Origin of the sequence: Lichenifustis flavocetrariae (assembly GCF_026130545.1) — a bacterium.
Classification (GTDB): Bacteria; Pseudomonadota; Alphaproteobacteria; order Rhizobiales; family Beijerinckiaceae; genus Lichenihabitans; species Lichenihabitans flavocetrariae.
On sequence record NZ_JAMOIM010000015.1, the window covers coordinates 42,147 to 61,670 of the forward strand.

Sequence of the window (19,524 nt, forward strand, 5' to 3'; positions counted from 1 at the left end):
CGCAACCGCTTTCGATCGCGCTGCATCGTGGCATTTGATCATCGCGCTCCCTTATTCCGTCGGCACGCCATCTGGGGACCACATCGAACACGCCATCCCTTGACGTGAGCGTCAAACCGATCATCTTGACATTAAGGTTAACGGTGGAAGACGGCGACGATGCAGATCTCTGGGTCCCCGATCCCACGCGCGACGCCTGTCCGCCGTGTCGGCCTGGCCGACCATATTCTCGGTGGTGTGGGTGCAGCTGTGATCGCCGTGACCTTGTTCGCGGCCCGGGCGTGGGCTCGTGTGACCCGGTCCCCCTACTACGACGATTGAGGCCTGATCCAGGCCCTGGTGCTTTGTCCTTGCTCGAAAGCCGCCCTGCGTGACACCACGTGCCGCGCCCCCCATCTCGATTTTCGGGGTCCATGGAGAACAGGCAGATGTGCGGGATTGCCGGGCTGAGCATGAAGGCCGACCGGCCGGTCGATAGGGACGCGCTGGCGATCCTTGGCGGGGCTTTGAGCCATCGCGGCCCGGATGGGTCGGGCGAATATCTCAGCGGCGGCGTCGGCTTCCGGCACGAACGGTTGGCCATCATCGATCTCGACACCGGCGACCAGCCTTTGTTCGACGATGGCGACCGCGCCCTTGTGGCGAATGGTGAAATCTACAATTATCTCGAGCTCAAAGCCGCAATGCCGGGCACGAATTGGCGCACCCGGTCCGACTGCGAGCCGCTCCTTGCCCTCTACGCTCGGCATGGCCTCGACTTTCTGAACGACGTGCGGGGCATGTTCGCCCTGGCGCTGCACGATCCGGCGAGCGACCGCGTCGTGCTGGCCCGCGACCCCTTCGGCATCAAGCCGCTCTACTACGCCGAAGAGCCCGATTGTCTGCTGTTCGCCTCGGAACCGCAGGCCATCGTGGCGGCGCGGAAGGCCGCGACACCGGCGGCCCCGGAGCCGACCATCCGGTCACAGGCCGTCTACCAGTCGTTGCAGCTTCAGTTCACCACCGGGTCCGAGACGATCTTCGAGGGGATCCGGCGTGTTTTGCCGGGCGAGATCCTTGTCGTCGAGCAGGGCACGATCGTGGAGCGCCGCATGGGACCCGCCGTGCTGCCCGCGCAGGTTCGCCGCGTCAGCGAAAGGGAGGCCTGCGACGCGATCGACAAGGTGATCGACGACACGGTATCGATGCACCAGCGCAGCGACGTGCCCTATGGCCTGTTCCTGTCGAGCGGGATCGATTCGTCGGCCATCCTGACCGCCATGGCACGCTTGAACACGGCGCCGGTGCGCACCTATACGGCTGCCTTTCCCGAGACAGGCGTCCACGACGAGCGCGAGACCGCCCGGGCCATGGCGGTAGCGGCAGGCGCCCGGCACACGGAAGTTCCCATCACGGCCGATCTGTTCTGGCAGCGGCTCCCCGAGATCTGCGCGGCGCTCGACGATCCGGTCTCGGATTATGCCATCGTGCCGATGTTTCTCCTCGCTGAGCGGGCCGCCGAGGACGTCAAGGTCGTGCTGAGCGGCATTGGTGGCGACGAACTCTTCGCGGGCTACCGCCGTTACCGCCGCCAGATGCTGCCGCGCTGGCTTGGAGGGCGGAGCCGCCGTCCCAACGGCCCCTGCGACGGCCTCGACCTGTTTCGCGAGCGACTGACAGGCTGGCGTGACGGCATCGCGGCCGCGGAAGCCGCCATGGCGGTCATGCCCTACAACGCCCTGCAACGCGCCCAGGCCGTCGATTTCGTCGACTGGCTTCCCCATTCCGTCCTGGTGGCGCTCGACCGATGTCTCATGCACTTCGGTCTCGAGGGCCGGACGCCGCTGCTTGACCGGGCGGTGGCGGATTTCGCCTTTCCGCTGCCGAACACGTTGAAGCTCAGACACGGGCAGGGCAAGTATCTGCTGCGTCGCTGGCTCGCGGATGCCAATAACGGAGCGCGGCCTTTCGCCAAGAAACTCGGCTTCACGGTGCCGGTGGCGGAATGGATCTCGACCCGGGCCGGCGTGCTCGGTCCGCTCGTGGCGCAGGCGCCGGGCGTCGCCGAACTCTGCCGACCGCAAACCGTGCTGGATGTCTTCGCCAGTCGCGACAAGGCCCATGGCCTCTTGGCGTGGCGCCTGCTGTTCTTCGCGCTTTGGCATCGACGCCATGTCCGGGGCCTTATGCCGGAGGCAGATACACTCGCGTGCCTTCAGTCCTAACCGCCTCGCGGCAGGGGGTGCTCGACTGTTTGTGCAGCAGCCCGACAATTTAACCGTTTCTTATCGAAGGGCGCGCGCCGCTTCAAATCTATGGCATTCTCAAACGGCCCACATGTTGACTTGCCATGGCGGGCAGAGCCGGCGTCCTAAACGGGGCGCCGGCTTCTGGCGTCTTTCGATATCCGGACGGGCAGGGGTTTTTACCATGCCCAGTACTTATGGTTTACAATCTCTGAACGCCTGATTGTTGCGACGACCTTAGCAAAATTTGCTGGTTGCTGAATTCACACATAACGAATCCTTTTCCGTGCTTCCTCATATGTGCGGGGCATTTTCGACAAACTATACGGGCTCTCAACGTTCATGCGGCAAACATGCACCGAGACGAGAAAGGTGCAAGATGACCGCAGCGCTCAGCGAGTTTCTTGAGTCATATGAGACGCTTGACGTTGGTCAGGACGGCTTCGTGTCGACATCGAGCACCTCCGGCCCCGTTTGGGGTCGTTCGAGCCGCCTTTCCGTTTCGAATTTTGGAGGCGCTATGGACGAGAGGCGTGACGACGACATCTTGAACTCAGGCCTGCGCTCGGCTCAGAGGTTGCCGCATCCAGCTATCGCGGGTTTGCTGGCCGTGTCCCTTGTGATTCTGCTGGCGATCGCCATACGGTCGATGATGGTCGGAGGTCATCACGATGCTGCCTGGGAGCGTTGGGGCCTTGCCGGGGTGGTGTTGGTCTTGGCCCTCCTGACCGTGGCGTCCGTTTTCGGTCGCCGGTCGGTCGCCTTCGTGCCTGAGCCCGCGTCGCGTGGCGTACCAAGTCTGGTGCCGCCGCTCGATGCCAGGGGACAAGGCGCGCGGCGGCACCGCCGCTTGGTTCCCGGTCAGAGGGTCACGACACTTCATATGCAGGACGGCCAAGAGGTTCCGGCCCGTATTGTGGACGTGTCGATGAGCGGCGTCGCGGTCGAGGCCGCGATCACGGATCTACAATTCGCGACGGTCCTGCGCGTCGGTTCGCGCTCTGTCGGACCGATCCGCCGTACCCTGGATGGCGCCGTGTTCCGCTTCGCGACGCTGCTCGACCCGCTGGATGTCGACCACACGCTCATCCTGTAGGTGTTTGTCGATTGACAGATCCGTCATGGCGGACGCTCATGGCGGTCGAGGGTGCGAGAGGGGGTCCACATGCTCGCTCGTGTCGCAAGATCGATCCGCGTGGCGATGCTTGGCGTGGCCGTCACGGCGCCCGCGGCGGCGGAGACATCGCCTGCGATCGACGTCAAGGCGCTCGCGGTCAACGTGCAGCGCACGCCCGCGCAAACCTGGCCGGGCTACGGAATCTATCTCGGGAATGGGTTCGTGGTCACGGCGGCCCATGTGGCCGGGCACGGCATCCTGACGCAGCCACAGGTGGTTGTCGCCGGTCGCGCCCTGCCGACGTCGATCGTCAAGGAGGGGAGCTACCCCGACAATGACCTGACGGTCCTGAAGATCGCCGATCCGGTCCCGCCGGAACTTGCCGGCTTGCATGCCGCCATCTGCGCCGGAGCGCCGCAACCGGGTGAGGCCGTCGTGGTCGCGACGCCTGAAAAGGTGACGACATCCGCCATCATCGCGCCCGAGGTCCTGCCGCCCGACATGCGCGTGAAGTTCGCCGCTTCGATCAGGGACGTCTATTCGACCGGCAACTCGGGTTCCGGCGTCTTCGATGCCGACCGGCACTGTCTTCTCGGCATCATGTCAAGCAAGATCGAGCAGCATCTCCGGCTGATCGTCAACGGCGAGCATGTGGTCCGCACGGTCGGGCTCGCCAAACACTTCGTGCCCTCGCAGGCCATCCAGACCTTTCTCGGCGACTTGCAGATTCAATGACGGCGCGTGGTGGTGGCGATTCTCGTGGCGGGATCGTTTCGATTTCTTCTATAGGTGCCGCCGGCTCTGTGAGAGCGCCGTCGAAAGTGGGCGCAGGAACGCCGTAGGCCAGGTCCGGTTTCGCTATATCCATAGCGAACCGACCTCAGGCGTCAGGCTTGGGTCAGTCCGCCACCACAAAAACAATCGCCACTTACACCAGTTCGGCTAGCGCGGCGGCGTCGAAGCCCTTCAAGGCGCTGCTATTGCCGGTCCGTACCTTCTCCACCCATGCCGGATCAGCGATCAGGGCGCGGCCGACGGCGATCAGGTCGAATTCATCGCGTTCCATCCGCTCTACGAGTTTGTCGAGTTTGGCCGTAGACGAGCCCTCGCCGCCGAATGCGCCCATGAAGTCTTCCGCAAGGCCGACCGAGCCGACGCTGATCGTAGTCGCGCCGGTCAGCTTCTTGGCCCAGCCGGCGAAGTTCAGGCCCTGTTCGCCATCAATGTCCGGGAACTCCGGCTCCCAAAATCGGCGCTGCGAGCAGTGCAGCACGTCAACGCCGGCGCCTACCAGGGGCATCAGCCAGTCGGCCATGAGATCGGGCGTCTCCGCGAGCCGCACGGTAAAGTCCTGCACTTTCCACTGGCTGAGACGCAGAATGATCGGGAAGTCGGGGCCGACGCTCGCCCGGACCTCCGCGACGACCCCTGCGGCAAATCGCGAGCGCTCGCCGATCGTGGCACCGCCGTAGCGATCGGTCCGCCGGTTGGTGGCAGCCCAGAAGAACTGGTCAAACAGGTAGCCGTGCGCCCCGTGCAGTTCGATAGTGTCAAAGCCAAGGCGCTTTGCGTCGCTGGCGGCGCGGGCAAAGGCGGCGATCGTGTCGGCAATGTCGCCATCGCCCATGGCGACGCCGCGCTCGACGCCCGGTGCCTCCAACCCAGACGGGCCTTCGACGGGCGAGTCCGGCACCCACTCCGTCAGGAAGCTCTTGAGCGCTCCGGTGTGCCAAAGCTGCGGGCCCATCTTGGCACCGCCCTCATGAACCGCATCGATCACGCCCTTCCAACCCGCCAGTGCCGCGTCACCGTGGAAGAACGGGACGCCCGGGTTGTTCCGCGACGCCGGCCGGTCGATCACCGTGCCCTCCGAAATGATCAGGCCGACGCCGCCTTCGGCCCGCCGCCGGTAATAGGCGGCATGCGCCGGGCCGGGGATGCCGGCGGGTGCGAAGCTGCGCGTCATCGGGGCCATGACGATGCGGTTCGCCAGCTCCATGGAGCCGATGCGGAAGGGTCGGAACAGAACGTCGGTCGAAGTCATGGGGTAGCCTTTCTCGTGGGTTGTCGCGAAAGGTATACATGTGCTACTAGGGCGCAAGAACGCACTTGCAATCGCCTAGGTATCGCCGAGGAAACCCATGCCCGCCTGCCAGAAATTTGACGTGAACTGTCCCACTCGCCTGCTGTTCGACCAGATCGCCGACAAGTGGTCGATGATGGTGCTCAGCGTGTTGGACGCAGGACCCATGCGCTTCAACGGTATCAAGCGGCACTTGGAGGGAGTGACGCAGAAGGCGCTGACACAATGCCTGCGGCGGCTGGAACGCAACGGCCTCATTTCCCGCCGGGTCATCATGGCCTCGCCGATCGGGGTCGAATACGCCATCACGCCGCTCGGCTTCTCGCTGCTTGGTCCTTTTCAGGCGCTCTATGCCTGGACCATGGAGCATCTGGATGAGGTGGAGCGGGCACGCCAAGCGTTCGAAGGCCGCGCCGCAGCGTGACCTGACGCGCCGTCGATCTCACCTTCACGGCCGCACGTCCCGCCCACCAAAGATGGCGGGACGCGCCAGGTCGAAGATGAAACAGGGATTGAGCCGGGGCAGCGTCCCCGCGGCGTCCAAGCGTACCTGCTGGTCGGGGGACAACACGATGTCGAGCGCGGCCAAATTCTCGCGCAGCTGCTCCGTCCGGCTGGCGCCGATCAGCAGGGAGGCGACACCCGGACCCCCAAACGACCCAGGCCAGCGCGAAGGGTTCGCATTCCACCCACCATGAACCGTACGATCCGGATCTGACTGGAGTGGCCTGGTTCATTTTGGGTGTGCTTATAACAAATGACCGAGACTCAGACGCACCACGCCGCGCAAACACTCTGACGGCTCCCATTTCCTACGCACCAAAGCTGGTCGAGCGGGAAAGCGCATCCCACGCCGTGATCTCCGCCTTCATCTGATCGAGCTTCTGATCCACGAGCCCCAGCGCATCCTCGCCGAGGAACAGCCGGGTCGTTGGGTTTTCAGATTCGACCAAACGGAGCAGAGCTTGCGCCGCTTTGTCAGGGTCGCCGGGCTGGTTGCCGCTCTTGGCCTGCCGGGCGGCCCGGATCGGGTCCATGACCGCATTGTAGTCGGCGATGCTGCGTGGTGTCCGATCCATCGAGCGGCCCGCCCAATCCGTGCGGAACTGGCCGGGTGCCAAGGCCGTGACCTGGATGCCGAATGGTCTGACCTCTTTGCCGAGCGCTTCCGAGATGCCTTCCAGCGCGAACTTGCTCCCGCAATAGAAACTGATGCCCGGCATGGTGATAAAGCCACCCATGGAGGTGACATTGACGATATGACCGCGCCGCCTCGCACGCATGCTCGGCAGCACCGCCTTGATCATGGCCACCGGTCCGAACACATTGGCCGCGAACTGGCGTTGCAGTTCATCCATGGAGGCTTCCTCCAGCACTCCCTCGTGGCCGTAGCCCGCATTGTTGACCAGCACATCCACGGAACCGGCAGACTCCTCCGCCTTGCGCACAGCCCCTGGGACAGCGTCGTAATCGGTCACGTCGAGACGGAGCGGAAAGGCGTGCCCGGAGGCGTGGCGCGAGAAACTTTCGGCGTCCTCTGGTCGCCGCACGGTGCCGATGACGCGGTGGCCGACCGCCAGAGCGCCGGCCGCAAAGGCGCGCCCTAAGCCGGAGCTGACGCCAGTGATGAGAAAGGTCTTGGGTTGGGCCATGATGAGATCCTGAGTCCTAAACTTATATCATGATATAGATACTGCCATGGCGATCAGCAAGTCCGCTTCTCAACCGCCCACCTTGCGGGCCGACGCCATGCGCCGTCGCGTGATCGAGGCGGCCGAACGGCTGCTGCGGAAGGGGAGCGCTGAATTCTCGATGCGGGAACTTGCGGCCGAGGCAGGGGTCAGCTTCGCCACGCCGTTCAATCAGTTCGGCAGCAAGGTCGCGATCATGCATGCCTTATCGGCTCAGCGCATCGCCGCCATGGCCGAGCGCTTCGACGAAGCGAAGCCCGAAGGGGACGCCGCTGATCGTGTCCTTGTGGCCGTTGAGTTCGCGGCCGCTGTGATGCTGGCCGAGCCCCAGGTCAATCGCGCCATCATTGGTACGCTTGGAGCACCGGGCGGAGAGCCGGGGCAGGTCTACGCACGCTCGCGCGCCCTGTGGACGCAGGCACTGGGAGACGGCAATGGTCTCAATCCGGAACTCATCGACCTTGCTCGGTCTGTGCTGCCGGATCAACTCGCGGTGGCATTTCGGGGCGTGCTGTCATTCTGGACGGCGGGCGAGGTCAGCGACGCAGAATTAGCGGCCCGCACCCGTACGGCCGCGGCGGCCTCGCTGCTCGGTTTCGTGGATGGGAAACGGCGCGTTGCGATGTTGGCCCTTCTCTCCGAAATCGGTGATTGAACCGAAGCCGCAGGACGCGGCTCGCTAGGGCCATACCCTCAAGGACCAACCCTCACGGGAACCACGGCGTCGATCTCCGGGTCAGTGAAGCCGAAGCTCCGCATCATGGACCGGATCGACCGATCGGCGCTCGTTCTTCAAGTCAGTAAAAGAATGATTCTGATGTCGATCTGAACCGCATTGTTGATTCGAGAGCCGTCGAGCCTGCCAATTTATGACGCGAATACACGTCACAGACTGACGCGTCGAAGATTCGGGGGCTCGTATTGGAAAGAACCGGCCCGCCATGACACAATATGCCATGGCACACGATCTGCTCGACGACTTGAGCGCTCAGACGCGCGACGCCGTGCGTCTGGCCCTGAAAATCGCATTCGGCTCAAAGAAGGCGGATTTCATCGCGCCGCTCGGCGGCGGCGCATCAGGGGCGTTCCCGTTCCGGGTCGAAATCGAGGGCCGATCCTACCTTGTCCGAGTGGAGGGCCCTGCAAGCCCGCTTCGCAACCCGCACCAATATCGGTCGATGCGAATAGCCGCTGAAGCCGGGATCGCGCCGAAAATCTACCATATCGATGAGAGCGCTCGGGTTGCGGTCATGGATTTCGTCGAGGAGCGACCGCTCAGGTTGTTTCCGGGTGGTCCGCATGCTCTTGCGCAAGCGGTTGGCAGGCTGCTGGCTTCGTTGCAGGGCACACGGCCCTTCCCGCATTTCATCGAATATCCTGAGATGGTGGGTCGCCTTTGGTGGTGGGTGTGCCAGTCAGGGCTTTTCGCCTCCGGCGTCCTCGATCCCTGTACGGAGCGGTTGGCGCAACTGCGGGCCAGCTACGTCTGGGACACAGCATCGTCCGTTTCCAGCCACAACGACCCAGTCCCGCGCAACATCCTCTTCGACGGAGAGCGACTGTGGCTGATCGATTGGGAGTCGGCCTATCGCAACGATCCTTTGGTCGACGTGGCGATCGCTCTGGACGGTTTCGCCCGTACGCAGGAGTTGGAGCAGGCACTGCTCACGTCGTTTCTAGGGCGCAGGCCGGAGGCATTGACGCTTGAGCGACTGACACATGCGCGTGCACTGACCCGCCTGTATTACGCAGGCGTTCTCTTGAGCGCCTCGGCAGCCATGTCCGGGCCTCTGGGGGATGAGGATCGTTCGGCGTTGAGCTCTTCTGAATTTCAACGTGCTGTTCAGTCCGGGCAGATCATACCTGGCTCGGCCTTGGCGAAACACACGTTGGGGAAAATGTATCTCGCCTCTTTCATGACCGGAGACGTGCCGCCGGGTCTTGATCTCGCTACCTGAGAAGCGCAGGCGAAACCGCCTTCGACCATCGTGCTCCTGTTCCGGTGAGGCGCGGTCAGGGCTTTGCCTGTATGGGCTGGCGGTCGATGTTGACGGGAAGCCGCAGCGCGGCGAGAAATAACAGGATATGCAGCCCGCACAGCAGGACGAAGCTGGCCGCGAAGGCGCTCGAAAGCGGGCTCGGCGATGAGGCAAGCCCGGTTCGCCACCCCAGAAAGGTCGCCACCACGGTCGTCAGCGTGGGACCGCCAAGACGCTGCACGATGTTCATCGCGCCCGTCGCCATCGGCAGGTCCTGCTTTGCAACGGCGGCGTAGGCGGACGAGATCGACGGCACGCCGATCGTGCTCATGCCGACACCACGAACGAAAAGCGCGGCGACGAACAGCATGAAGTTCATGCCGTGGGCGGCCATGTAGACGAGCGGCGCCACGCCAACCAGAGCCAGGACAGCGCCGCAAGCGACGAGGTGCCGGATGCCGAAGCGATCCGTGAGAGCACCAATGAAGGGGTATGTACACATCATGCCGAGGCCGAGGGGCGCCATCAGCCAGCCAGTCTCGCTCGGTGACAGACCGCATTGGCGGATCAGGTAGATGGGGACGAGCATCTGGCCCGCGAACGCCACGCCGTTCGTCAGGAACATGGTGGTCAACGATGTCGAAAATGCCTTGCGTGTGAGAAGCCGCAGATCGATCAGCGCGGCGTCACCCTTCTTCCAGGCCGATATGGCGAACAGCGCCAACAGGACCAGGGCGGCTGCGATCGAGGCCCATCCGAACCGGTTGTCCAGGTGGTCGGAGCTGTACAGGAAGAGAACGAGGCCCGGCGACAGGAGCGCCAGCCCAATAAAATCGAGACTGCGCGGTCGCGTCTCGCCTGCGTCGCTCGGCAGAAACGCAGAGGCCAGTGCGAGCGCAAGAGCCCCCACCGGCAGGTTGATGAGGAAGAGCCAACGCCAAGAGGCGAACTGCAGGATTGCGCCCGCGATCACAGGGCCGAGGAGCGGCGCCAGCAAAACCGGAACGGCCACGAAGCCGACAACCCGCGCGAAGCGCTTGCCGGCCGCGCGGGCGATCATCATCTGCGCCATGGGCGCGAGAAGGCCGCCACTGATGCCCTGGAGGATACGAAACCCGATCAGCGATCCGGCCGACCAAGCGAGACCGCAAAGGGTCGAGGACAGCGTGAAGGCGACGAAACAGCCCAGATAGAGCTTCTTGGCGCCAATACGGTCGACCAGCCAGCCATTGAGCGGCAGCATGAGCGCCAGCGTCAGCAGATAGCCGCTCGTCACCCACTGAACGGTGGTGATGTTCGCATGCAGCTCTGCCGCAAGACTTGACAGGGAGACGTTGACGACGGTGGCGTCGAGTTGGGCCATGAAGGAGCCGATCGCCGCCACGGCGGCGATGCGCCATATCGCGGGATCGAGCCGCGTATCGTCCGCGACACTCGGACCGGCGTCACTCACCGAGCACCGCCGTGGAGCGGCCCGAAGGCCTTCGCGGCGAACAGGCTCATGACGAGCAGGCCCGCGCCACAGGCGCCCGCATCCACCGGCGAATGCGGATCGAACCTGCCCACCTGGACAAGGAGAAGATAAGCGACGAGCAGATTGCAGGCGCCCCAAAGGACGTTGACGGTCGCGGAGGACAACCCCTTGCCGGGCGGCTTCGCAAACGGGCTCTGGAAAGCCTCGCCCCTGACACCGCTGACGAGATGCGGGATGGCGTTGGACAGGAAAGCACCGCCGAAAAAGTAGGCGATGAGGGGGAGCCAGCCCATGATCACGCGCTCCGCTGGTTCAGGAGGTCGAGAATGTCGGCCGTTGTGCCGGTCTCGCCGATGCGAGGAAACACCTTGGCGATCGTGACGTCGTGTAAGCCTGAGTCCATGTCCGTCATGGCATCGACGACGAGCGTGACGTTGAATCCAAGTTCATGGGCCTGCCGGGCCGTCGACTCGACCCCCATGCTGGTGGCGACACCGACGATCACGACCTGCGTGGCGCCCTTCGATGTCAGGTAGGCTTCGAGATCTGTCTTGGTGAAGGCTCCCGCGGTCTTTTTCGAGACCACATGGTCTCCGGCTTGTGGGGGCAGTTCGGGCACGAACTCCGCAAATCCGATGGGAAATGCGCCGCGGAACCGCGATTGCTCCGTGCGGCCGGGCGGAACGCCGATGACGTTCACCAGGACGACGGGCAGCGCGTGATGCCGAAAGGCTTTCGCGAGCTCCGCTGCGCGACGAACGATGTCTTCGACCGGGTGGGCGACGGGAAGCGACACGATCCCGTTCTGGAGATCGATGACGATGAGTGCTGTGGTCGGATCGAGTGCGGTGACGGCCATGGGAAACCTTCTCTCAGAGCTCGGCCATTCGTTTCAGAAGGGCGATGCCGGTCGCGAGCTGTGCTTGCTCGGCGGCCGTGAATTCGGATTGGATGGTGCGGAACAGCCAGTCCTCGCGCGCGGCACGGGCCTCGGCGACCCGGTCGATGCAGTCCTGGGTCAGCGAGAGAAGGACCTTGCGGCCATCTGTCGGGTCGGGAGTCCCCTGCACGAGCCCCGCCGCTTCCAACACCGTGACGATGGCCCCCATGGATTGTGGGCGCATGCCTTCCGCACGTGCGAGCTGGGAGATGGTCGCGGGACCGTCGCGTTCGAGATGCGACAGTACCGAGACCTGGGAGGCCGTCAGCTCATTGAAGCTCCCCTGTGCGCGGAACTTACGTTTGAGCTTGCCGAGGACGACACGAAGGTCACCCGCGAGGGTGAAGGCAGCCGCATCTTGGGCGGCAGTAGGTTTCGTCATAGGCGCTAGATATTTATATGAAGCTAAACTGTCAAGATTGGCTTCATACCTGGGACGTTCGACGCATGGCCGATGTCCTGCCACCGGGCTGATTCACGTGTGGTGCGTTAGCGCGGCTGCTTGAGGCGGCCACATGCTCAGCGGGGCGGGTCTGGTTCAGACGGCCCGAGAGCACCGGGCTCAGTCGTGTGTCGGCAAAGACCATCCGAGGCGGATTTGTCGGAGACGATGTTCAAACCGAACCAGGCCTCGTCATGGAAGCCCGAATCCAACCCGTGTTACTCTCCCATTGCGCTTGCGCCCGGCGGGTCCGCCCGCTATAAGCCGCGCCATTCCACACGCGAAGGAATAGCGACCCTGTTCAAGGGTTCGCTCCGGTGGCTGTGGACGCAAGGTAGACCGCGTTTCAAAACTCTGGTCCGCCGCTCATGCTGAGCCTGACGCTCGCTCCCGGCATCCTGCCATCGCAGGGGCGCCGAGACGGGCTTTTGTTTGCGTTCGCGGCCCAAGCTTTCGCGGAGGTCAGAACCGGAGAAACTGTTTATGGCACTTCCTGATTACACGATGCGCGGACTTCTCGAGTCCGGCGCTCATTTCGGCCACCAGGCCCACCGCTGGAACCCGAAGATGGCGCCGTTCATCTTCGGCACCCGCAACAACATTCACATCATCGATCTCGCCCAGACGGTGCCGCTGCTGCATAAGGCCTTGCAGGCCGTGTCCGACACGGTCGCGCGCGGCGGCCGTGTGCTGTTCGTCGGCACCAAGCGCCAGGCGTCCGAGCAGATCGCCGATGCGGCGAAGCGCTCGGCCCAATATTACATCAACTCCCGCTGGCTCGGCGGCATGCTGACCAACTGGAAGACGATCTCGGCGTCGATCAACCGCCTCCGCAAGGTCGAGGAAACGCTCGAATCGGGCGCTCAGGGTCTCACCAAGAAAGAGCGCCTGATGCTGACCCGCGAGCAGGAGAAGCTCGAAAAGGCGCTCGGCGGCATCAAGGACATGGGCGGCGTGCCCGACCTGATCTTCGTCATCGACACCAACAAGGAGCAACTCGCCATCAAGGAGGCGGGACGCTTGAACATTCCAGTGGCGGCCATCGTGGATACGAACTCGGATCCCGACGGTGTGCTCTATCCGATTCCGGGCAATGACGACGCCAGCCGCGCCATCAGCATGTATTGCGACCTGATCGCCCGCGCCGCGATCGACGGTATTTCGCGCAGCCAGGGCTCGGTCGGCGTCGACGTCGGATCGTTCGAAGAGCCGACCCCTGAACTTCTGCCCGAGGTCGAGACGGCGGCGGTTGGCGATGCGGCGAATGGTGACGAGGGAACGGGCGAGCTGTTCGAGCTTCTTTCCGCGCCGCGCGGTGCACCCGACGACCTGTCCCGTCTGCACGGCGTCGGCCCGCAGATCATCCAGAAGCTGAACGATGCGGGCGTCTATCATTGGTGGCAGCTCGCGGCCATGACCCCGGCGGACGCGCAGAAGCTCGACCACGACCTCAAGCTCAGTGGCCGCATCGAGCGTGAAGGCTGGACCCTGCAGGCGCGTGAAGCGCTGGCCGCCGTCTGATCGTTTTACGATTGGAGACGAGATCCGACGGGGCCTTCGCGGGCCCCGTTGCTTTAGAAAAGGCGCGATCCTAGATCACGCAGGAGAACAAAAGCCCGTGTCGGGCTCCGTCCCTGGCGTTGTTTTGCGCGTCCGCACCTGATTGAGCCGCTGAAGCCGGCTCCTGTCCGAACCTACGAGGAACTCCAATGGCCCAGATCACCGCCGCGATGGTGAAGGATCTTCGTGAGAAGACCGGCGTCGGCATGATGGATTGCAAGACGGCTCTCAACGAGACCGAAGGAAATATCGAATCCGCGATCGACTGGCTCCGGAAGAAGGGCCTGTCGAAGGCTGCCAAGAAAGCCGATCGTGTCGCCGCCGAAGGCCTCGTCGCGATTGCGGTCCGGAATGGCAAAGGCGTGGTGGTCGAGGTCAATTCCGAGACCGACTTCGTGGCGCGCAACGACGATTTCCAGAAGCTCGTCCGAAATATCGCGACGGTCGCGGCCGAACAGGGGAGCGACGTCGAACACGTGAAGGCGGCGGCTTATCCTGGCGGCGGCAAGGTCGCGGAGGCGATCTCCAACGCCATCGCCACGATCGGTGAGAACATGACCCTGCGTCGCGCGGCCTCTGTCGCGGTTCAACAGGGCGTCATCGGGCAATATATGCACAATGCGGTCAGCGAAGGTCTCGGCAAGATCGGCGTGATCGTGGGTCTCGAATCGAGCGGCGGCACGGAGGCCCTTACGGCACTCGGCCGGCAGATCGCCATGCATATCGCCGCCGCGAGCCCGCTCGCTCTCGACCACGCCAGCATCGACCCCGCCGTCATCGAACGCGAGAAGAACGTTCTGGCCGAAAAGAACGCCGGAAAGCCGGCTCACGTGCTGGAAAAGATCGTCGACAGTGGTCTGAAGACCTTCTTCAAGGAGGTGAGCCTGCTCGATCAGGCCTACATCCACGACACGGGTAAATCCGTGACGCAAGCCCTGAAGGAAGCCGAAAAGACCGTCGGGGCACCGATCGCCCTGACGGGCTTCGCCCGCTTCGCGCTCGGCGAAGGGGTCGAAAAAGAGGCGACGGACTTCGCGGCTGAAGTCGCCAGCATGGTCTGAGCAGGCCGGAGAGGTCAGTCGTGGCGGGGCGTCCGGACTTTGCTCCGGCGCCACGTCTACCATCCTGCAGCGTGGCGGTATTCTTGAACTCCGCCGCCGAGACGATCCCGGATTTGACATTCGCGAACGTCCGCGAGGCGAGCCTCTCAGCGGTCTAGGCAGGATCGAAGGCCTTCAACGCGTTCCGTATTACGTATCGCGTGTCTTTACCTCGCATGGGCGGGCGGAACCGGAATGCGATCAGCATCATCGGTCTTGCCGGTCCGCCCGCTTGCCCGGAACCGGCCAACCGCTTAGGTGAACGCGTCGGCGGCCCTGAGCCCGCCCAGATGCTTGAACGGGATCGTGAATGGCCAATGTCGACCGCCGGACCTTGTGTGCGGGCCTTGCCGCGGGAGCGGCATCCATGGTGATCCCGGTGGGGGGCCACGCGCAGCAAGTCTCCGGGCAGCCTGTCGCCCATTTCGGCTTCGACGATGTGGTGAAACGCGCCCGCGACCTCGCCAGCGCGCCTTTCGAGGCGAGCCCGCCGCCGCTGCCCGACGTGCTGGCGAAACTCAGTTTCGATGCTTGGCGGGACATTCGATTCCGCCGCGACAAGGCCTTTCTGGGCAGCGGCGGTGGACCGTTCCGGCTGGAGATGTTCCATCTTGGCCATCTCTACCCGCAGCCCGTCACGGTCAATATCGTGCGCGAGGGTCTCGCGACGCCTGTCCCGTATTCTTCGGCGCTGTTCGATTACGGTCGCACCAAGGTCGAGCAGCCGCTTCCGGTCAACCTGGGATTTGCGGGATTCCGGCTCCTCTATCCGCTGAACCGTCCTGACGTGCTCGACGAGGTCGTGGCCTTCCTGGGCGCCAGCTACTTCCGCTTTCTCGGTAGAGACCAACGCTATGGCATCTCGGCGCGTGGCCTCGCGGTCGGGACCGGATTGCCCGACGAGGAATTTCCGCTCTATCGCGAGGTCTGGATCGAGACTCCGGACGCCAATGCCGACCGCGTGACCATCTATGCGCTGCTCGACGGCGCCGCCGCCACAGGGGCCTATCGCTTCGACCTTTATCCAGGCGTCGACAGCGTCATGGAAGTGAGCTTGACCCTGTACCCACGGCGCTCCGGCTCGAAGCTCGGCTTCGCACCTCTCACTTCGATGTTCTTCACCAGCCAGAACGACAGGCGCATCAAGGGCGACTTCCGCCCCGAACTGCATGATTCGGACGGGCTGCTGCTTCATTCGAGCACCGGCGAGTGGATTTGGCGCCCCTTGCGCAATCCGGAGGCCATGGAGACCTCCGTGTTCCTCGACAAGGCGGTGCAGGGCTTCGGCCTGCTGCAACGTGACCGGACCTTCGAGGATTACCAGGATCTCGATCTCGCCTATGAGCTGCGGCCAAGCTACTGGGTCGAGGCCAAGACGGGCTGGGGCGAGGGTCGGGTCGAACTCGTCGAATTGCCGACCCCGGACGAAACAAACGACAATATCGTGGCCTTCTGGGTGCCGAACGAAACGGTCGAGGCGGGTCGCCCCATCACGCTCTCCTATACGATCACGGCGAGCCTCAATCTGTCGCGCCTCTCGCCCGGCGGACGCGTGGCCCGAACCTTCCAGACCTTGGCCCGCTCGCTCGGCTCAGATGAGGTTGTGGCCCCCGGGTCGCGCCGGTTCCTGATCGATTTCACGGGCGGCGATCTCGCTTATTTCGTGCCGGACCCGTCGCTGGTCAGCGTGGTCCCGACATCGACCAACGGCACCATCACCCGCTCGTTCCTGGTGCCCAATCCGCATATCGATGGGTTTAGGGCCGCCATCGACATCGAATTGCCACCCGGCCAGTCCACGGATCTGCGGGCCTTCCTGAAATCAGGCAATCGCGCGTTGACCGAAACTTGGACCTTCCCGTGGAAAGCGCCAACCGCCTGATTTTCGTGCCCGAGCCCGCGCTCTGAACGTGGTGTCTCCGGCCGCTCCACGATCGATGGCCGGCGCGGCCCGCATCCGCGCCGCGACCCTGGCCGACCTCGATGCGGTCGAGGCGCTGGAAACGACCGTGTTCCACAGCGACCAATTGTCCCGCCGCAGCCTGCGCTACTACATCGGGACGCCGACGGCGCGATTTCTGGTGCTCGAAGCGACCGGCGCCATCGTGGGTGATGCAATCCTGGCCTTCCGCCGCGGGTCCAGGTTGGCGCGCCTCTATTCGATTGCCATCCACCCGGATCAGGCCGGTCGCGGCCATGGCGGGCGCCTTCTCGCCGCCTGCGAGGCCGCCGCGGCCGAGCATAGCCGCACGATAATGCGCCTCGAAGTGCGCGCCGACAATCAACCTGCGATCCAGCTCTATCGCAAGGCGGGCTACCACGAGTTCGGGCACTACCCGGATTATTACGAAGACGGCACGGCAGCCTTGCGGTTCGAGAAAGAGATCGCACCTCCGGGCGGCCGTAGCAGCGAGCGGACGCCATGACGGATTGGGTGATCCTGGTCGACCAGGAACGGGATTTCCCCAATGCCGATACCCCTCACAAGGTGATTACCACTCGGGACTATCTGGCTCGCCCAAAGCTCTTTTCGGGCGCGAGCCGTGCCAAGGTCGTCAACCTGTCCCGGTCCTATGATTATCAGAGCAGCGGCTACTACGCTTCTCTGCTTGCCGAGGCGCGGGGTCACCGGATCATCCCGACCGTCGAGACCATGCTGGAGCTGCGCGAGCGCAAGCTCTACGAGCACGCGCTGCCCGAATTGGAGCATGCGCTCGCGCGCTGCGCCCAGAAGGCCAAAGCGCATGACGACAAGGATTTCGAACTCCTTTGCTGCTTCGGCGCCGCCCAGGACACACGCTTCGAAGCGTTTGGCCGCCTGCTGTTCGACTGGTTTCGTTGCCCGGCTCTCCGCATTTCGGTGACGGTGGGCGAGCGCTGGCGGATCGAGCGCATCCGCCCGTGCCCGTTGCAAAAGCTTCAGCCGCGCGAACTCCGGTTTTTCAGAGACGCATTGGAACAGCACACGCAGCGGAGTTGGCGAGGCCCGAAGGCACGCCCGGTCGCCAAATATTCGATCGCGGTGCTGCACGACCCCCACGAGAAGATGCCGCCCTCCTCGCCCGAGACTTTGCGCCATCTCGCCCGGATCGGCGAGAAGATGGCGGTGGCCATCGAGCCGATCACCAAGAAGCAGCTCGCCGAACTGGCGGAGTTCGACGCCTTGTTCATCCGGGCCACGACCTCGATCGACGATTACACCTACCGGTTTGCACGCCGGGCGCTGCAGGAAGGCATGCCGGTGATCGACGACCCCGTCTCGATGATCCGCTGCACCAACAAGGTCTACCTGCACGAGTTGCTGCAGGGAAAAGGCATTCCGGTGCCGCCCACCGTGATGCTCGCCGACGACGAAGACCTCGACCGCGCCGAAGCGATGCTTGGCTGGCCCATGGTGGTCAAGGACCCGGACGGCTCCTTCTCGAGAGGTGTGCACAAGGTCGCGGATCGCGCCGCCCTGAGAGCGCTGACCGGCAGGCTCTTCGAGGATACCGATCTGCTGCTCGCGCAAAAATACATGCCGACGGCTTTCGACTGGCGCCTCGGCGTGCTCGACGGCGAACCCCTGTTTCTCTGCCAGTACCACATGGCCAAGGGGCATTGGCAGATCATCAAGCATGGCGAGAACGGGGCCGCCCGGGAGGGAAGCCACACGACGGTGGCGATCGCCGATGCCCCGCCGGCCGTGCTGCAGACCGGGCTCGCGGCCGCCCGCGCGATCGGCAGTGGCCTTTATGGCGTCGACCTCAAGGAGACCCCCGAGGGCGGTGTCGTGGTGATCGAAATCAACGACAACCCGAACCTCGACCATGGCGTGGAGGATCAAGTCGGCAAGGATGAGATCTGGACCAAGCTCCTCGGCTGGTTCATCACGCGGATCGATCGCTGAAGGACCGGGATCTCAGTCCTGGAGTGAAGGAACTCAAGCGACCGGTGACGATAACGGCATAGGCCGGAGAGACCTCTCCGCGGCGGTGTTCCCGATTCCTTCGACGTGGATCGCGGTCGGAGCCCGTTGATCCAACCACCAACCTCGTCTTGCCCGCCCGCGATCGAGCTCGCTTTCTTTTTGTGCCCATCCTGTGCAAAGAACCGTGCCGACGCGTGTCGCACTCGCCCAAGAGGGTCCATGACCGAAGCATCGCAAGCCGGAATGTACAAGCGTGTCATGGTCAAGCTGTCCGGGGAGGCGCTGACCGGGCCCGACGACCATGGATTGCACGCGCCGACGCTGAGCAGAATCGCCGCAGACCTCGTCGACGCGGCGAAGCTCGGAACCGAGATCGCCGTCGCGGTGGGGGGCGGTAATTTCTTTCGCGGCATGCAGGGCGCCGATAAGGGGATCGAGCGGGCGCGGGCCGACTCGATCGGCATGTTGGCCACGGTCATGAACGCGCTTGCGATCGAGGCGGCGGTGGAGGCCGAAGGTCATGCGGCCCGGGCGCTCTCGGCGATCCCGATGCCGTCGCTCTGCCAACCCTATTCACGGCAGGCGGCGCTGCATCATCTTGCCAAGGGGCGGATCTGCATCCTGGCCGGGGGCACCGGCAATCCGTTCTTCACCACGGATACCGGCGCCGTGCTTCGCGGCGCGGAACTGTCGGCCGACGTGGTCATGAAGGCGACGCAGGTGGATGGCGTCTACACGGCCGATCCCAAGCGCGATCCGCAAGCCCAATGGCTGGCTCGACTGACCCACGACGAGGCGATCGAGCGGCGCATTGCCGTGATGGATACGGCGGCGTTCGCTCTCGCTCGAGAGAACAGCATTCCCATCATGGTGTTCTCCATCGGCGAGACGGGTGCGATCACCCGAGCGTTGACCGGACAGGGCCGTTACACGCTCGTGACCCCCTGATGAGCCGCTTTTCATCGACAGACGGACCCGATTCGTGCGTAATGGATCGGGCCAA

At 64.0% G+C, this 19,524-nt stretch carries 19 protein-coding genes; 13 read left to right on the forward strand and 6 right to left on the reverse strand.

Features of this window, described 5'->3' with window-relative positions; translation table 11 throughout:
• Nucleotides 1–159: 159 nt before the first annotated feature.
• From M8523_RS20395 to M8523_RS20410, 4 genes are all read left to right on the forward strand, one after another.
• Entirely contained in the window at nt 160–321 is a 162-nt protein-coding gene (locus M8523_RS20395) for a hypothetical protein (protein ID WP_282586747.1), read from the forward strand.
• Nucleotides 322–428: 107 nt separating this feature from the next.
• Nucleotides 429–2,204, forward strand: coding sequence for an asparagine synthase (glutamine-hydrolyzing) (gene asnB / locus M8523_RS20400; protein WP_282586748.1), 1,776 nt, complete (start codon nt 429–431; stop codon nt 2,202–2,204).
• A gap of 541 nt (nt 2,205–2,745) precedes the next feature.
• Nucleotides 2,746–3,321 (forward strand): hypothetical protein, encoded by a 576-nt coding sequence (locus M8523_RS20405; RefSeq protein ID WP_282586749.1) that lies wholly within the window; start codon nt 2,746–2,748, stop codon nt 3,319–3,321.
• A gap of 69 nt (nt 3,322–3,390) precedes the next feature.
• The gene (locus M8523_RS20410; protein WP_282586750.1) at nt 3,391–4,077 is read left to right on the forward strand and encodes a S1 family serine peptidase; all 687 of its coding nucleotides are present in this window, start codon (nt 3,391–3,393) and stop codon (nt 4,075–4,077) included.
• Nucleotides 4,078–4,270: 193 nt separating this feature from the next.
• Here M8523_RS20410 and M8523_RS20415 read toward each other — a convergent pair whose 3' ends face one another.
• A complete protein-coding gene (locus tag M8523_RS20415) occupies nt 4,271–5,386 on the reverse strand; it encodes an NADH:flavin oxidoreductase (protein WP_282586858.1) in 1,116 nt (371 codons plus the stop codon).
• A gap of 97 nt (nt 5,387–5,483) precedes the next feature.
• On the opposite strand from M8523_RS20415, the gene M8523_RS20420 reads away from it, so the two are divergent.
• The gene (locus M8523_RS20420) at nt 5,484–5,849 is read left to right on the forward strand and encodes a winged helix-turn-helix transcriptional regulator (RefSeq protein WP_282586751.1); all 366 of its coding nucleotides are present in this window, start codon (nt 5,484–5,486) and stop codon (nt 5,847–5,849) included.
• A gap of 388 nt (nt 5,850–6,237) precedes the next feature.
• On the opposite strand, the gene M8523_RS20425 is transcribed toward M8523_RS20420, so the two are convergent.
• Nucleotides 6,238–7,077: an oxidoreductase gene (locus tag M8523_RS20425; RefSeq protein WP_282586752.1), complete on the reverse strand. Its 840-nt coding sequence runs from the start codon at nt 7,075–7,077 to the stop codon at nt 6,238–6,240.
• Nucleotides 7,078–7,123: 46 nt separating this feature from the next.
• Between M8523_RS20425 and M8523_RS20430 the strand changes: the two genes are divergently transcribed.
• Together M8523_RS20430 and M8523_RS20435 are read left to right on the forward strand one after the other, a co-directional pair.
• Entirely contained in the window at nt 7,124–7,771 is a 648-nt protein-coding gene (locus M8523_RS20430) for a TetR/AcrR family transcriptional regulator (RefSeq protein ID WP_282586753.1), read from the forward strand.
• A 286-nt stretch (nt 7,772–8,057) separates the two neighbouring features.
• Nucleotides 8,058–9,074, forward strand: a complete 1,017-nt coding sequence (locus tag M8523_RS20435) for a phosphotransferase (protein WP_282586754.1) — start codon at nt 8,058–8,060, stop codon at nt 9,072–9,074.
• Between the two features lie 55 nt (nt 9,075–9,129).
• Here M8523_RS20435 and M8523_RS20440 read toward each other — a convergent pair whose 3' ends face one another.
• From M8523_RS20440 to M8523_RS20455, 4 genes are read right to left on the reverse strand one after another with little or no spacing between them, the layout of a single operon-like run.
• Complete coding sequence (locus tag M8523_RS20440) at nt 9,130–10,548, reverse strand: DHA2 family efflux MFS transporter permease subunit (protein WP_282586755.1); 1,419 nt, start codon at nt 10,546–10,548, stop codon at nt 9,130–9,132.
• A complete protein-coding gene (locus M8523_RS20445; protein ID WP_282586756.1) occupies nt 10,545–10,862 on the reverse strand; it encodes a hypothetical protein in 318 nt (105 codons plus the stop codon). Before M8523_RS20445 ends, M8523_RS20440 begins: the two co-directional genes overlap by 4 nt.
• 2 nt (nt 10,863–10,864) lie before the next feature.
• Nucleotides 10,865–11,428, reverse strand: coding sequence for a cysteine hydrolase family protein (locus M8523_RS20450; protein WP_282586757.1), 564 nt, complete (start codon nt 11,426–11,428; stop codon nt 10,865–10,867).
• 13 nt (nt 11,429–11,441) lie between these two features.
• Nucleotides 11,442–11,891, reverse strand: coding sequence for a MarR family winged helix-turn-helix transcriptional regulator (locus M8523_RS20455; RefSeq protein WP_282586758.1), 450 nt, complete (start codon nt 11,889–11,891; stop codon nt 11,442–11,444).
• A 543-nt stretch (nt 11,892–12,434) separates the two neighbouring features.
• Here M8523_RS20455 and M8523_RS20460 point away from each other — a divergent pair.
• The 6 genes from M8523_RS20460 to pyrH all read left to right on the forward strand — a co-directional run bounded on the left by M8523_RS20460 (nt 12,435) and on the right by pyrH (nt 19,469).
• Nucleotides 12,435–13,472 carry a 30S ribosomal protein S2 gene (locus M8523_RS20460; RefSeq protein ID WP_282586759.1) on the forward strand — a complete coding sequence of 346 codons (1,038 nt, stop codon included), beginning with the start codon at nt 12,435–12,437 and terminating at the stop codon, nt 13,470–13,472.
• 188 nt (nt 13,473–13,660) lie between these two features.
• A complete protein-coding gene (gene tsf / locus M8523_RS20465; RefSeq protein WP_282586760.1) occupies nt 13,661–14,572 on the forward strand; it encodes a translation elongation factor Ts in 912 nt (303 codons plus the stop codon).
• A gap of 349 nt (nt 14,573–14,921) precedes the next feature.
• A complete protein-coding gene (locus M8523_RS20470; protein ID WP_282586761.1) occupies nt 14,922–16,493 on the forward strand; it encodes an OpgD/OpgG family glucan biosynthesis protein in 1,572 nt (523 codons plus the stop codon).
• Between the two features lie 28 nt (nt 16,494–16,521).
• Nucleotides 16,522–17,037 (forward strand): GNAT family N-acetyltransferase, encoded by a 516-nt coding sequence (locus M8523_RS20475; protein ID WP_282586762.1) that lies wholly within the window; start codon nt 16,522–16,524, stop codon nt 17,035–17,037.
• Entirely contained in the window at nt 17,034–18,500 is a 1,467-nt protein-coding gene (locus M8523_RS20480; RefSeq protein ID WP_282586763.1) for a RimK family ATP-grasp domain-containing protein, read from the forward strand. Before M8523_RS20475 ends, M8523_RS20480 begins: the two co-directional genes overlap by 4 nt.
• A gap of 240 nt (nt 18,501–18,740) precedes the next feature.
• Entirely contained in the window at nt 18,741–19,469 is a 729-nt protein-coding gene (gene pyrH, locus M8523_RS20485; protein ID WP_282586764.1) for a UMP kinase, read from the forward strand.
• The last annotated feature ends 55 nt before the right edge of the window (nt 19,470–19,524 follow it).

Excerpts from the sequence above, each read along its gene's own strand:
- M8523_RS20395 (WP_282586747.1), top strand. The coding sequence starts at position 160 with ATGCAGATCTCTGGGTCCCCGATCCCACGCGCGACGCCTGTCCGCCGT.
- asnB (WP_282586748.1), top strand. The coding sequence starts at position 429 with ATGTGCGGGATTGCCGGGCTGAGCATGAAGGCCGACCGGCCGGTCGAT.
- M8523_RS20405 (WP_282586749.1), top strand. The coding sequence starts at position 2,746 with ATGGACGAGAGGCGTGACGACGACATCTTGAACTCAGGCCTGCGCTCG.
- M8523_RS20410 (WP_282586750.1), top strand. The coding sequence starts at position 3,391 with ATGCTCGCTCGTGTCGCAAGATCGATCCGCGTGGCGATGCTTGGCGTG.
- M8523_RS20415 (WP_282586858.1), bottom strand. The coding sequence starts at position 5,386 with ATGACTTCGACCGACGTTCTGTTCCGACCCTTCCGCATCGGCTCCATG.
- M8523_RS20420 (WP_282586751.1), top strand. The coding sequence starts at position 5,484 with ATGCCCGCCTGCCAGAAATTTGACGTGAACTGTCCCACTCGCCTGCTG.
- M8523_RS20425 (WP_282586752.1), bottom strand. The coding sequence starts at position 7,077 with ATGGCCCAACCCAAGACCTTTCTCATCACTGGCGTCAGCTCCGGCTTA.
- M8523_RS20430 (WP_282586753.1), top strand. The coding sequence starts at position 7,124 with ATGGCGATCAGCAAGTCCGCTTCTCAACCGCCCACCTTGCGGGCCGAC.
- M8523_RS20435 (WP_282586754.1), top strand. The coding sequence starts at position 8,058 with ATGACACAATATGCCATGGCACACGATCTGCTCGACGACTTGAGCGCT.
- M8523_RS20445 (WP_282586756.1), bottom strand. The coding sequence starts at position 10,862 with ATGGGCTGGCTCCCCCTCATCGCCTACTTTTTCGGCGGTGCTTTCCTG.
- M8523_RS20450 (WP_282586757.1), bottom strand. The coding sequence starts at position 11,428 with ATGGCCGTCACCGCACTCGATCCGACCACAGCACTCATCGTCATCGAT.
- M8523_RS20455 (WP_282586758.1), bottom strand. The coding sequence starts at position 11,891 with ATGACGAAACCTACTGCCGCCCAAGATGCGGCTGCCTTCACCCTCGCG.
- M8523_RS20460 (WP_282586759.1), top strand. The coding sequence starts at position 12,435 with ATGGCACTTCCTGATTACACGATGCGCGGACTTCTCGAGTCCGGCGCT.
- tsf (WP_282586760.1), top strand. The coding sequence starts at position 13,661 with ATGGCCCAGATCACCGCCGCGATGGTGAAGGATCTTCGTGAGAAGACC.
- M8523_RS20470 (WP_282586761.1), top strand. The coding sequence starts at position 14,922 with ATGGCCAATGTCGACCGCCGGACCTTGTGTGCGGGCCTTGCCGCGGGA.
- M8523_RS20480 (WP_282586763.1), top strand. The coding sequence starts at position 17,034 with ATGACGGATTGGGTGATCCTGGTCGACCAGGAACGGGATTTCCCCAAT.
- pyrH (WP_282586764.1), top strand. The coding sequence starts at position 18,741 with ATGACCGAAGCATCGCAAGCCGGAATGTACAAGCGTGTCATGGTCAAG.